The sequence below is a fragment of the Levilactobacillus suantsaii genome (assembly GCF_004115745.1).
Classification (GTDB): domain Bacteria; phylum Bacillota; class Bacilli; order Lactobacillales; family Lactobacillaceae; genus Levilactobacillus; species Levilactobacillus suantsaii.
In genome coordinates this window covers 63,984-76,187 of the sequence record NZ_QXIL01000010.1, presented here as the reverse complement: position 1 = coordinate 76,187, position 12,204 = coordinate 63,984, and the positions used below count along the sequence as shown (strand labels likewise).

12 protein-coding genes, 1 pseudogene and 1 riboswitch are annotated in these 12,204 nt (G+C 50.8%); of the genes and pseudogenes, 10 read left to right on the top strand and 3 right to left on the bottom strand.

Translation table 11 applies throughout. The annotated features are described in order from the left end of the window. Window positions 1–106: 106 nt before the first annotated feature. Window positions 107–207: riboswitch (TPP riboswitch) on the top strand. Window positions 208–272: 65 nt separating this feature from the next. The 3 genes and pseudogenes from DXH47_RS06700 to DXH47_RS06695 form a co-directional block, all read left to right on the top strand. Further along, window positions 273–1,151 (top strand): cytosine permease, encoded by an 879-nt coding sequence (locus tag DXH47_RS06700; protein ID WP_225423520.1) that lies wholly within the window; start codon window positions 273–275, stop codon window positions 1,149–1,151. Window positions 1,152–1,177: 26 nt separating this feature from the next. Then, a complete protein-coding gene (locus DXH47_RS11855; protein WP_225423519.1) occupies window positions 1,178–1,330 on the top strand; it encodes a hypothetical protein in 153 nt (50 codons plus the stop codon). A gap of 57 nt (window positions 1,331–1,387) precedes the next feature. Beyond that, window positions 1,388–1,765 (top strand): annotated as a pseudogene (locus DXH47_RS06695) (YaaA family protein); the annotation flags it as partial. 179 nt (window positions 1,766–1,944) lie between these two features. Here the strand turns inward: DXH47_RS06695 and DXH47_RS06690 are convergent. Beyond that, window positions 1,945–3,111, bottom strand: coding sequence for an RNA-guided endonuclease InsQ/TnpB family protein (locus DXH47_RS06690; RefSeq protein WP_129032589.1), 1,167 nt, complete (start codon window positions 3,109–3,111; stop codon window positions 1,945–1,947). A 179-nt stretch (window positions 3,112–3,290) separates the two neighbouring features. Next, window positions 3,291–4,478 carry a multidrug effflux MFS transporter gene (locus DXH47_RS06685; RefSeq protein WP_404820020.1) on the bottom strand — a complete coding sequence of 396 codons (1,188 nt, stop codon included), beginning with the start codon at window positions 4,476–4,478 and terminating at the stop codon, window positions 3,291–3,293. Window positions 4,479–4,773: 295 nt separating this feature from the next. On the opposite strand from DXH47_RS06685, the gene lepB reads away from it, so the two are divergent. The 7 genes from lepB to DXH47_RS06650 all read left to right on the top strand — a co-directional run bounded on the left by lepB (window position 4,774) and on the right by DXH47_RS06650 (window position 11,319). After that, on the top strand, window positions 4,774–5,367 hold the full coding sequence (gene lepB, locus DXH47_RS06680; RefSeq protein WP_129032588.1) for a signal peptidase I: 594 nt from the start codon (window positions 4,774–4,776) through the stop codon (window positions 5,365–5,367). Between the two features lie 351 nt (window positions 5,368–5,718). After that, window positions 5,719–6,174 (top strand): MarR family winged helix-turn-helix transcriptional regulator, encoded by a 456-nt coding sequence (locus DXH47_RS06675; RefSeq protein WP_129032587.1) that lies wholly within the window; start codon window positions 5,719–5,721, stop codon window positions 6,172–6,174. A 104-nt stretch (window positions 6,175–6,278) separates the two neighbouring features. Beyond that, window positions 6,279–7,010, top strand: coding sequence for an ABC transporter ATP-binding protein (locus DXH47_RS06670; RefSeq protein WP_129032586.1), 732 nt, complete (start codon window positions 6,279–6,281; stop codon window positions 7,008–7,010). Continuing rightward, window positions 7,000–8,178, top strand: coding sequence for an ABC transporter permease (locus tag DXH47_RS06665; RefSeq protein WP_129032585.1), 1,179 nt, complete (start codon window positions 7,000–7,002; stop codon window positions 8,176–8,178). The genes DXH47_RS06670 and DXH47_RS06665 overlap by 11 nt, the downstream gene beginning before the upstream one ends. Window position 8,179: 1 nt before the next feature. Further along, window positions 8,180–8,830, top strand: a complete 651-nt coding sequence (locus tag DXH47_RS06660; RefSeq protein ID WP_129032584.1) for a TetR/AcrR family transcriptional regulator — start codon at window positions 8,180–8,182, stop codon at window positions 8,828–8,830. Window positions 8,831–9,011: 181 nt separating this feature from the next. Further along, the gene (locus tag DXH47_RS06655; protein ID WP_129032583.1) at window positions 9,012–10,343 is read left to right on the top strand and encodes a C1 family peptidase; all 1,332 of its coding nucleotides are present in this window, start codon (window positions 9,012–9,014) and stop codon (window positions 10,341–10,343) included. A gap of 115 nt (window positions 10,344–10,458) precedes the next feature. After that, a complete protein-coding gene (locus DXH47_RS06650; RefSeq protein ID WP_129032582.1) occupies window positions 10,459–11,319 on the top strand; it encodes an aminoglycoside N(3)-acetyltransferase in 861 nt (286 codons plus the stop codon). Between the two features lie 426 nt (window positions 11,320–11,745). Here DXH47_RS06650 and DXH47_RS06645 read toward each other — a convergent pair whose 3' ends face one another. Beyond that, complete coding sequence (locus DXH47_RS06645) at window positions 11,746–12,012, bottom strand: hypothetical protein (protein ID WP_129032581.1); 267 nt, start codon at window positions 12,010–12,012, stop codon at window positions 11,746–11,748. Window positions 12,013–12,204 lie beyond the last annotated feature (192 nt).

Sequence of the window (12,204 nt, the reverse complement as noted above, 5' to 3'; positions counted from 1 at the left end):
TTGGTTGGAATTAGCTACTACCATTGTAAGTGATTGCTTGGGGCTTTTTAATTTCTGTTCGGATTAATTATAGAATTTGCCGTATGCTGAACTTAAATTTAAATCGAAAAAACACTAGGGGTGCCAATGCTGGCTGAGATGGACGTGGTCCGATCCCTTTGAACCTGTTGAGTTAAGACTCGCGAAGGAAAGTGTCGGTCATTAAAAAGCGTCCCTTCGTTAAGTTCCGGCTTAACGGGGGACGTTTTTTCGGGTCAAGGGAGTTTTGGACGATGACGATTCGGTTAAGAAATCAGTTTTTACTGTGGTTAGGAGCGGCCATCTCGATTGCGGAAATCGTGACAGGCACGTTGATAGCGCCGCTGGGATGGTCGCAAGGTCTAGCCGCAATTATCCTGGGACATTTGATTGGCGGGGGCCTGTTTCTTTTGCCGGCCGCCTATTTATCGGCGCGCCAACACCAAACCGCGATTGGGGTGACCGGCCAGGTCTTTGGGCCCTGGGGCGTGCGGTTGTTTTCGCTACTCAACGCCTTGCAACTGGTGGGCTGGACGGCGGTGATGATCGTTAACGCGCAACTGGCCATGGACGGGATTGCTCAACACTTGTTGCACTTTCGTTCGCCGGTAGTCATGGCCAGTATCGTGGCGGTTCTGATTGGCATCTGGTTGTTGCTGGACCATCAATGGCTGTTTCGTATCAATAACGTGGTGGTTATCTTGCTGGCCGTGGGAATGCTACTGATGATGGGCGGCATCGTCTGGCAGGGCCACGTGCACGCGTTGACGGAGGGCAACTTAAGCTTTGGTGGCGCCGTGGAACTCAACGTGACTATGGCTTTGTCGTGGTTGCCTTTGATTGGCGACTATACGCGCCAGAGTGACCAGCCATTACGGGCCAGTTTGGCCAGTGTCGGCGGGTACTTCTGTGGGAGCCTTGCGATGTTTATCATCGGACTATTGACGGTCACGTTGACCGGCCAAGCGGATTTCACGCAGGTGCTGGCCCAGTCAAACTGGGGCTTAGTGGCGCTCGTCATCATTGTTTTTTCAACGGTCACGACCACGTTCATGGACGCGTATTCGGCGGCCACCAATCTGAATAACCTGTTGGCGTTTGGCCACGTGAACCTCTGGGGCATCGGCGGTTAGCCTTAGGCTGGAACTTTGCCTGGTGGGTGGTCGGTACGCTGGCGTACTCGTGGCTCCAGCGTCTCGATTTTATCGGCGGGACTACGCTACTATTGCTGATTATTCTGGGCATCGGGGTGTTGGTGACCGGGCACTTCACCAAGCTGCACCCGCTGATGACACCGGCTACTAAGGACTGAATTGTACCGATGTGACGAGGTAAACTGTGGTAATCTAGGGGCAAAGGAGACCGTTATATGAAAATCATCATTGCCCCCGCCAAGAAGATGCAGGTGGCCCCGGACGACTTTGCCGTTCAGGGGCAACCACAATACTTGGCCCAAACCAACCAAATTTTACGGCGTTTGCGCGAGTTGACCTACGCGGAAGCGCACCAAATGTGGCGGTGTAGCGACAAGTTGGCCCGGACCAATTACGACTGGTTACAGCGTTTAGAATTGACCCAGAACCAGAACCAGACCCCCGCCGTGATGGCCTATAGCAGTCTGCAATACCAAGCGATGGCGCCGGATCTATTCACGGTGCCGGCATTGGCCTATGTACAAGTCCATCTGCGGCTCTTGTCAGCTTTTTATGGTGTGTTGCGTCCCTTCGATGGCATCGTGCCGTACCGGTCGACGGCCAACGATTTGGTCTTTATTGAACGGACTTAAGTCAAAGTGAACTACTCGTCACTAAAGTAACGAGCTTCTGGGAACGTTAAGTAGTGTTTAGGATTTTACGGTGGTATCCCAAGTACCTAACTCACAGAACTTAACTATTTTACCAAGGCTAGTTCCTAACCTAACGGCTTTTATCCGGCATTTTTCAGCCCTTTGTTTAAGATGTTAACTGCCGCGTTAACATCTCGATCATGCTGGGTTCCACAGCGCGGACAAGTCCATTCGCGAATCTCTAGTGGTTTACGGCCACTTTGAAAGCCACAGTGGGAACACTGCTGACTCGTATAATTAGGCTTGACCGTGATTAACTGTTTTCCATATCGTTGACACTTATATTCAAGCGTGTATCTGAATTGGGACCAACTAGCGTTGGCAATTGACTTAGCTAGGTGGTGATTGTGCATTAGATTTTTGGTTTTCAAATCTTCAATCACAATTACATCGTATTTTTTAACCAAGTCAGTGGTTATCTTGTGTAAATAATCTTTGCGTTTATTGGCCAGTTTCTGTTGGTAGCGTGCCTTGGTTTTCCTAGCACGTTGCCAGTTTTGGTAGTCATTAATCACCATATCGGTTAGATGGGCTTTATTGTGGTTCCACTGGCGAACGTTAATCGTCGCCTTATATTTGCGCCGGTTGTATTTACGTTGCCAAGCTGTGGCCTGATAAGTCTCCCACAGGGCTTGGAACTTGTCATATTTATCACCGTCAGAGGTGATTGCCAAGTCAGCCACCCCCATATCAATTCCCACAACTAAATTAGTCTTAGTGAATGGTTCGGGATCCGGACACTCAATCTGTAAGCTAAGGTAATATTTACCGGTTGGATCCAAACTGATGGTGTAGCGTTTGAATTTTCCAACGGCCAGTGCACCTGTCTTGCTCGTTTTGATGCTCCCAAGTTTGGGTAATTTAACTCGCCGTTTGGCAATCACCACCTTAGCACTAGCTGAAAACCGCCCCGTGTAGGATTTTTTAGTGGAACGGCGCGACTTGAAACGAGGCTGACCGCCTTGATGTTTAAATAGCCTGGAGAAAGACTGGGCTAAGTTGTGGTTAACTATCTGTAAGCTAGTCGCGTCACTGGCTTTTAGAAACGGGTATTCTTTTTTGAGTTGTTTAAGTAAATTGTTCATGCCGTACTCATTAACAAATTGACTACTAGGGTTGTTTTGATAGCGGGATTTGGCCATTGCTAACATTTGATTCCAAACAAAACGGCCATTGCCGAATAATTGCCATAGTTGCTTGGCTTGTGTCTGAGTTGGGTATAAGCGTAGTTTAACCCCTTTGAGCATGTTTTCACCACCTTGCTGGTCTTAATGCACTTATTATACACCGTTTACGGCATTGGCATATACCAATATGCAAAACAAAGGGCGATTCATCACGTCTTTAAAAAGGCGTGTTTTCTCGCCCAATCATTATAAAAAAGCCAGCGTCGCCATGATTGCGATGCTGGCTTCTATTTTCAGCATTAAGTATGATGACGCTGGAAGCGCGTCAGCCCGTAAGCGCCAACGTGACAAACGAAGAGCATGCCCGCCATGGCGGCGTACGAGCTACCGGTCATCCCGGCTAACGGGGAGGCCAGGCCTCCGAAAGCGTTTTGCGACAAGCCGATGACGGCCGAGGCACTGCCGGCATTTTGGGCGGCCTGGTCCATGATTACGGTGACGGTCAGGGTCAAAAGCGCCCCAATCAAGATGACCAAGATGAGAACCAAGGCGATGACCAACCAGACGTTGGCCGGGAACAGTAACGAGACCAAGAGCAACGCACTGGTGGCGATGGCCGTCAGTAACAGACCGGTTAACTGCTGTTGGTTCGAGTAGCGTCTAGCTAACCGTGCCGGCAGGTTGCTGCCGACTACGATACCCAGGCCGTTAAAGGCGTAGAGCAAGCTGAAGGTCTGCGGCGCCAGGCCAAAGCCGGTCTGAAAGACGAAGGTCGACGCGGAGATGTAGCTGAATAGCGCACCATAAACTAGCCCAGTGGCCACAATTAATGGCCAAAAGGACGCTTGAGTGATAAAATGGCCCATTGCCACAAAGGAACTCCGGTAGCCGCCGGTCTGGCGTTGATTGGCAGGTAACGATTCGTGCAGTCCCCAGAAGACGGCTAGGGCAATCGCCACCCCGATTACGGCTAGTAAGATGAAGACGGCTTCCCAGTCGACGTAGCGGATCATGAAGCCGCCGACGATTGGCGCAATGATGGGGAAGACGCCGTTAACGGTGTTCAACATGGCGTAAAAGCGGGTCAGTTTTTTCCCACTAAATAGGTCGCGGGCCACGGCCCGAGCTAAGACTTGGCCGGTGGCACCAGCAATTCCTTGAATAAATCGTAGAGCAATTAGTAAGGCAACTGAATGAATAAAAGCGATAATTAATGAAACAAGCCCAAAGATTAAAAAGCCCACGATGAGAGGACGCTTGCGCCCATGTTGGTCGGAGAAGGGGCCAGCAATCAATTGGCCCAAGGCGAGGCCGACCAGACAACTGGTGATACTGAGCTGCATGAGTGACGCGCTGGTCATGAACTGGTGTTGCATCTGGGGCAACGCCGGGAGGTACAAATCGATGGCTAACGGCCCGGTCGCGCTGACGGTCCCGAGCAGAAACGTCAACCAGATTTGGCGACCGCGAGTCAGTGAAGTGGTCAAAAGGGTCACCCTTTCTATGAGGTAAGATTACCGGTTAGTGGCGGGGCGACCCCGTGGTAACCACTAAAAGTACGGTTATTGGATATTATTGCCGGAAAGTGATTATTTTGCAAGTTGTGGGTGGTCTAGTCCGGCCAGAATCTTCACAAAAAGATAAATTTCAGCTAAAAAGTGGGTATTTAGCGCTGTAAATGGTAAGATTAAAGACAGTTCAAGCTGACTTTAATCAGTAACGGTCATCAAAGTGATGGTCGTTATTGTGGAAAACTTATCCCTGATTGTAAGGAGTCGTATTATGCAAAAAACGAAAGAGATTATGAGCTGGGTCGTGCCCATCTTAATTGGGTTAGCGATTGCGTTGGTCATCAAGGCCTTTGTCTTTACACGTGTCCGGGTCGATGGCCCGTCGATGGAGCCGAACCTGACGAACAACGAAAAGGTGGTCGCGTATAAACCAGCCAAAGTCAAACATCTGAGTGTCATCGTGTTTGACGCATACGGGGAAGATCCCACAGCCAAGGCCCACACTAACTATGTGAAGCGGGTCATCGGGTTGCCTGGTGATAAGATTAAGAGTAAAAATGGGTACATTTATGTAAACAATAAGAAAATTAAGCAAAACTTCATTAGTAAAAGTGAACGGACATCTGGGACCGGTAACTGGACGCTGGCCAGCATTTCGAAGACTTGGCCTAAGAGTAATAAAAATCGGAATGTGACCGTCGTGCCGAAGGGCAAATACTTCGTCCTCGGTGATCACCGGAGCGTGTCGAACGATAGCCGGTACTGGGGCTTTGTCGATAAGGACAAGGTCGTTGGGGTGGTCAAGGTACCATTCTGGACCTCGACCAAGACCAAGCGAAATAATGTTAATTCATTGGCCTACTAGCGGTTAAGCTGCGTCATTTTGACCAACGATTCTGGGACAAAACATTAAAGTGCACCTCTTTTAAAAGAGGTGCACTTTTTAAGTTACTTGATGTCCATAATGGTACCGAAATGTGCGCCCCAAGTCAGTTTGTCCCACTCTCGTTTCGTTTTTCTGGCTCACCTGGGTCGGTTAGCGTGACGAATTCTGCTGGTTAGCGGGCTTAGTGTTAGGAATCACGGTTGCTTGATGGGGCATTAATCCCGGTTTGACGGAATTTAGGTGGCAATTTAGGTCGCACGTTATCTTGACATTTAGTCCGAAATAGTATATGCTTGCGCACGTAATTTTAGGGAAGGGAGTTGTCGTCGAATGGTAACTGGTGCTAATGATTCGGATGTCTTGAAGTGGTTGTCGATTGCGAACCGGTATACGCGCATTGCGTTGGACCGACGCTTGCAGCCGTATCGGCTCAATGCCAGCATGTATTATTACATCTTGCGCTTACACGAACAGCCACGGTTAACGCAGGATAAGCTGATCAGTCTGACCTATTTGAACCCCAGTAACGTGACGCGAGCCGTGAACCAACTGGTGAACTTAGGTTACGTCCGCAAACGGCAATCCAAGCGCGATAAGCGGGTCTACGAGTTGTCGTTGACGCGTAAGGGGGAACGCCTCTACCCTGAGATCGTCAAGTTACGGCAAAGCGTCGCTGATGACCTTTTGAGTGACGTTCCGGTCGCACAACACGATGAGTTGGTGGCCCGGATTCGCCAACTAGCCTTACGGGCCGTCGCCAACGAGACACCGGGCCCAACTAAATAACCTGGTCGCCATTGGGTGAGTTGACAGATCGGTGAACTCGCCTTAAGATAGGGCTGAAAGTGAGTGAACACTCACTCACTACTTTAATGAGGAGGGTGAACACGATGACACAAACCATGATTGAGGTTCACAAGGTGGCTAAGCGGTTTGGCAATAACGTGGTCCTCAAACAAGTGAGTTTACGGTTACCCGCGGGCCAGATTATGGGTCTGATTGGGCCTTCTGGTGCCGGTAAGACCACGTTAGTTAAAGCCATCATGGGGATGGAACGCGTCGATGCCGGGGAAACCACGGTACTGAATACGGCCATGCCCAACCGCCAGATCATGCAAAAGATTGGCTATATGGCTCAAAGTGATGCACTTTACGAGACGCTGACAGCGCGCGAGAATCTCCATTTCTTTGGTGAATTAATGGGAGTGCACGGTGCGCAATTAACTGCCGCCATCACCCACGTGGCCGCGGTGGTGAACTTAACGGATGAATTATCTCGCCGGGTGCGGGCCTATTCCGGGGGGATGAAGCGGCGACTATCTCTTGCGATTGCGTTGATTGCGGATCCGGCGCTCTTGATTTTAGACGAACCCACGGTGGGCATCGACCCGGAGTTACGCCAACAGATTTGGGCGGAACTGCGCCGGCTCAAGCAACAGGGCAAGGCCATCCTGGTCACGACCCACGTGATGGACGAAGCGGAACGCTGTGATGAGTTGATGCTGATTCGCGAAGGTATTGCGTTGGCCCAGGGTACGCCTGCTGAATTGAAACGGGCGTACGCGGTGGATACGATCGAACAGGTCTTTTTGAAAGCGGGGCGGCTACAGGATGAGAATTAGAGCGATTGTGCACCGGGTTTTACGAGAAATGTTGCGGGATAAACGAACTTTGGCGTTGATGTTTTTAGCCCCGTTATTTATCTTGACGTTGATGTTTTTCTTATTTGAGGATAGTTCGACTAGCGTGGCCAAAATCGGGGTCAGTCACGTGAATACCAACCTAGTAAAGACTTTGAAAACGAAACATACCGAAATCGCGACTTTTAAGCAGACTAGTGGGGCCACGGCGAAGATCCGGAACCACCGGTTGGCCGCGTTCATCAGCCAGAAGAATGGCAAGTTGACCGTGACCTACGCGAATAGCCAACCCGGCGACACCACGATTGTGAAGCAGACCTTACAGGGCGCCGTCACCAAGCTCAAAGTGCAACGGTTGGTCGCGGCTACTAAGGCCCAGAAGCAGGCATTGACCCAACAAAGTCGCCAGCTAAAAGCACTGGTGGCACAGCAAGCCGCGGCCCAGGGGCAGAGCACCCCGACGACTGCTAAGAAAAAAGCTGCGCCGTCTGTGGCCAAGGCACCGTCTTACGCGGTGACCAGCCATTATCTCTATGGTAGTTCATCTTCGACGTTCTTTGATACCTTCTTACCGGTCCTGTTAGGCTTCTTCGTGTTCTTCTTTGTCTTTTTGATTTCGGGGATTTCCCTGCTGAACGAGCGGACTACGGGCACGTTGACCCGCTTACTAGCCACGCCAGTCCGCCGGGGGGAAATCATCACTGGTTACCTAATCGGGTATGGGATCTTCGCCGTGATTCAGACACTCATCACGGTGACCTTTGCGTTGACGGTTTTCAACATTCATATGTTGGGGAGCGTTTGGGTTATTTTGTTGATCAACTTTTTACTGGCGATGGTAGCGCTGTCGATGGGCATCTTCATTTCGACGTTTGCTAATTCCGAATTTCAGATGGTCCAGTTTATCCCCATCGTTATCGTGCCGCAGGTCTTTTTCTCCGGTATTATTTCGGTCACGGCCATGCCAGACTGGCTCCAGTGGATTGCGCACATCTTCCCATTGTACTATGGTGGAGAGGCACTCATGAACGTGGCGACCAGAGGCGACAGTTTGGGTGCCGTGAGTGGTGACCTATGGCTGTTACTGCTGTTTGCGGTGGCCTTTACTGCGTTGAACGTGGTCGGGTTGAAACGATATCGGAGGGTCTAGAATGGCGAAAAATACGACGATTAAAACGGTCTTTGACCAGGTCCTAGCGGCCGACCCCAACTTGCCGGCCAAACAAAAGCAGGTTTTAGCGGCGAGCTTGGCGCTTTTTGCGGCCCAGGGGTTTGCCAACACTAGCACCAAGCAAATTGCGGCCAAGGCCGGGGTGGCCGAAGGGACGGTCTACCGGCGTTACAAAACCAAAGATGACTTGCTTGCGGCGTTGATCAAGCCGCTGGTGTCGGAAGTTATGCCCCGGTTGATGCGGGAGTTTGCCAGCCAGGTCGTGCGCATGCCGACACTTACTCGGCACCAGTTCTTGACGACTTTGGTGGCCAACCGGGTGGACTTCTTGCAAGACAACTGGCGCGAAGCTAAAATTTTAATCAACGAGATGCTAATGCGCGAAGATTTGCGTCAACAGGTCCTAGTCCAAGCGGCGCCAGTGATTGAAAAAAACCTGTTTCCAGTCTTAGACCGACTCAAGGATGCGGGGCAGTTACGAGACTTAGGTAACGACGTGATTGCCCAACTATTGATTGGCACAATCCTAACTAACCTGGTGCGGGCGAACTTGCAGGGGGATCTGCATCAGTTTATTGTTCGAACGCCAGTACTGATTGATTTTCTTGACCGTGGCCTGGCGCCCGATTGACCGTTAGTTGGACATAACCGTAAGGGGATTTCCCGCCAGTTGTGCGGAGGATCCCCTTTTTAGATGGTCCAGCCCAATTAACAATTGCGTTTTGGCAAGGAAAAGCTTAAACTATAAGCAAAAATTATGAGAATTTTATGAGATTTCTCATTTTGAGCTGTAGAAAGAGGGAATTCACTCGATGGATCAAACGAAATTAGATACGGCGTTAACCGCCGCTGACATTGCTGAATTGCATGCAGACCTGCTGCAGCAGCCGGCCCATGACGTGATCAGTCGCGCCGTCATCAAAAACGGGGTGCTCGCAGCCGCCGAAGACCCGCACGCTGCTGTCCGGTTACAACGGACTTTTTCCGTGGAGGTCCCGACCGGCAAGGTATCCAACCAGAAGCACTCGGGTCGTTGCTGGCTCTTTGCCACGTTGAACACTTTACGGCACCAATTTGCTGCGAAGTACCACGTCAAGGACTTTGAGTTATCGCAAAGTTACTTGTTCTTCTGGGACAAGGTGGAACGGGCCAACATTTTCTACGACAACATCTTACGGACTGCGGACCGGCCGGCTAACGACCGCGAAGTTAGTTTTTATTTGGCCCGTCCCGGTGAAGACGGTGGCCAGTGGGCCATGGGGGCCGCGCTGGTCCAAAAATACGGAGTCTTGCCAAGTAGTGCCATGCCGGAATCGTTCAACACCAACGATACAACGGGATTTGCGACGACCTTAGACTTAAAACTGCGCAAAGACGCCGTGACCTTACGCCAACTTGTGGCCGATCACGCCGATGAGGCGCAGATTGCCGCGACCCGTAAAGCGGCTTTAAAGGAAGTTTACCGAATGGCGGCCTACGCTTTCGGGGAACCGTCGACCCATTTTGATTTGGAATACAAGGACGATCAGGACAAGTATCACCGAACCGCCAACCTTACGCCGCAGGACTTCTTCCAGCAATTTTTTGACGTGGACTTGGACGATTACGTGGTGCTCTCGAACTCGCCCGACAAGCCGTATAACCAACTGTATGCGCTCCCCACTCAAGATAACGTGGTCGGCGGCAAGCACATCACCTTTTTGAACCTTCCCATGGCCGAACTCAAACGAACCACCATCGCGCAGCTACAGGCCGGCGAGACCGTCTGGTTCGGCAACGACGTGCTCCAGCAGATGAGCCGAGAACGCGGTTTTCTCGACAGTCAGCTCTACCAGACTGCCGCTTTATTTGGTATCGATTTGAGCTTGACCAAAGCCCAACGCCTGGAATACCACGACGCCGAGGTCTCCCACGCGATGACTTTTACTGGGGTGGACTTGGTCGACCAAGAACCGACCCGCTGGAAGGTCGAAAACAGTTGGGGCGAAAAGAACGGCGCCAAGGGGTATTTCGTGATGACCGACGAGTGGATGGACGATTTCGTTTACGAAGTCGTGGTCCACAAACGCTTCTTGACGCCAGAACAACGAGCGCAGTTAGCTACGACGCCACAGCCGTTAACGGCTTGGGACCCGCTCAACTAAACTGATTGAAAAATGCAACGTGGATCCCGGACGGTTATTTTAGTCCAGCGACCCACGTTTGGTTTAACGAGAGACTGACCCCGCTTTGGCAGCGTGGGCAAAGGAGGAGATTACCATGGCAGAATGGCAAAAAACACCAGTTACGGCGGTGGTGACCGCCGCGGAACTACGTAATCAATTGTTGGCTCTGGGGATTCGGTCAACGGATAGTTGTCTGGTCCATACGGCTTTGAGCCAATTTGGGTACATTCCTGGGGGTGAACAGACCGTCGTTTCGGTCTTAAAGCACGTTTTATCGCAGGGGAATATCGTCATGCCGGCGCAGACTGTGGATTATTCGGACCCCCGGACTTGGGACACGCCCGCAGCCACGGCCAGTGCGGCCCAACGCATCTACGCCAACATGCCACCCTTTGACCGGCAACTTAGCCCGGTCCACTTCATTGGCCGAACGCCAGAGTATTTCCGGACGTTACCGGGAACGGTACGCAGTAACCATCCGCTATATTCGATGACGGCCTGGGGACAAAATAGCGTGGAAATCTGTGAGACGACTACCTTGGACTTACCTTTTGGTGTGAGCGGTCCGTTACAAAAACTCTACGCGCTCAACGGCAAGGTCGTGATGCTCGGGACCGACTATGAGAGCTGTACGGTCTTGCATCTGGCCGAGTCGACCATCGACCGGCCGCAACACCGCGAGATCGCGCCGGTTGCGGTGGGGGACCGCACGGAATGGCGGGGCTTCAACAACGTGCCCCTTGAACCGTATGACGATTTCAACCGTGTGGGGGCGCGCTTCGAACAAGCCCAACCCCACCTGGTTCGGCGATTAGCTGTGGCGCCTGGGACCATCACCGTGGTGCCAATTCGACCACTGGTAGACTTTGCGCGGGACTATTACCACCGTAAAGACCAGCAACACCAGGCCGAGTTGCGGCAATGGGGGACTGTGCCGGCACTCAAAACTAACTAAAAAAGGGCGGGTCAGTCGGAAAACCGGCTGGCCCGCCCTGACTCGTCTGGTTAGAACGAGCTTCATTTTAGTGATGACTAAGATGAAAATGGTTGGTTAATTCTTAGGTTATAAGTAGCATAAACGCTAAATGTGAAGAATTTGTGAACAAAATAATGAAATTAATAATAGGAATGATAGCCTATATTTTATAGGTGTCCAAAAGGCGGTTAAAGCGCAGTTAGATTACTTATAACTTATCGTTGATAATGGTTTTAATTGCATTTTAGACTTTTACCGGGAAAATTATTCTGAATATTGCGATAAATATTATGTATACAATAAATAATATCTAACCATAAAAATAACGATTTTTGGACTTTATTTTTGGCGGCAAATTTTATCCCCCGACCAAGCTTGGTCGGGGGATAAAACGTTTAATATGATTTAATCATGCCAAGGTCCACGGTGAAAGTGTGCGGGTTTGCCCCCGAGCCGGACCTGTCGTAGGCGTAACTGTTGTGTCCGTTCACGTTCGATCAGTAGTTGTTTTTTGAGATGCCGATTTTTCCAGAATCCATAAACCAAGAGGGTGGCGGGAACGAGTTCTAGCGCCACCGTCGTGGGAATTAACCAGGGGTTATCCTGAACGAGTTCCCGGAGGTTCGCTTGATGCTTAGCAGCAATTGAGTCAGTTGACCGTTTGAAACCCATAAGTATTCACGCTCCTTTGCCCCATGATACCGCAAAAACGGAAGCGCTACCAATAGGGCGGCTTGGTTAAGATGTGCAGACAGTTGGTGACGATTAAAATTAAGCTGAAAAAAGCCTTTAACCCACTAATAAAATCGCTTACTATAAAGTTATAGCTTAGTGCATTTTACTTAATACTGAAGACGGAAAGGA

Coding starts and splice junctions, on each gene's coding strand:
- DXH47_RS06655 (WP_129032583.1), top strand. CDS start 9,012: ATGGATCAAACGAAATTAGATACGGCGTTAACCGCCGCTGACATTGCT.
- DXH47_RS06675 (WP_129032587.1), top strand. CDS start 5,719: ATGGTAACTGGTGCTAATGATTCGGATGTCTTGAAGTGGTTGTCGATT.
- DXH47_RS06700 (WP_225423520.1), top strand. CDS start 273: ATGACGATTCGGTTAAGAAATCAGTTTTTACTGTGGTTAGGAGCGGCC.
- DXH47_RS06650 (WP_129032582.1), top strand. CDS start 10,459: ATGGCAGAATGGCAAAAAACACCAGTTACGGCGGTGGTGACCGCCGCG.
- DXH47_RS06665 (WP_129032585.1), top strand. CDS start 7,000: ATGAGAATTAGAGCGATTGTGCACCGGGTTTTACGAGAAATGTTGCGG.
- DXH47_RS06660 (WP_129032584.1), top strand. CDS start 8,180: ATGGCGAAAAATACGACGATTAAAACGGTCTTTGACCAGGTCCTAGCG.
- lepB (WP_129032588.1), top strand. CDS start 4,774: ATGCAAAAAACGAAAGAGATTATGAGCTGGGTCGTGCCCATCTTAATT.
- DXH47_RS06690 (WP_129032589.1), bottom strand. CDS start 3,111: ATGCTCAAAGGGGTTAAACTACGCTTATACCCAACTCAGACACAAGCC.
- DXH47_RS06670 (WP_129032586.1), top strand. CDS start 6,279: ATGACACAAACCATGATTGAGGTTCACAAGGTGGCTAAGCGGTTTGGC.
- DXH47_RS06645 (WP_129032581.1), bottom strand. CDS start 12,012: ATGGGTTTCAAACGGTCAACTGACTCAATTGCTGCTAAGCATCAAGCG.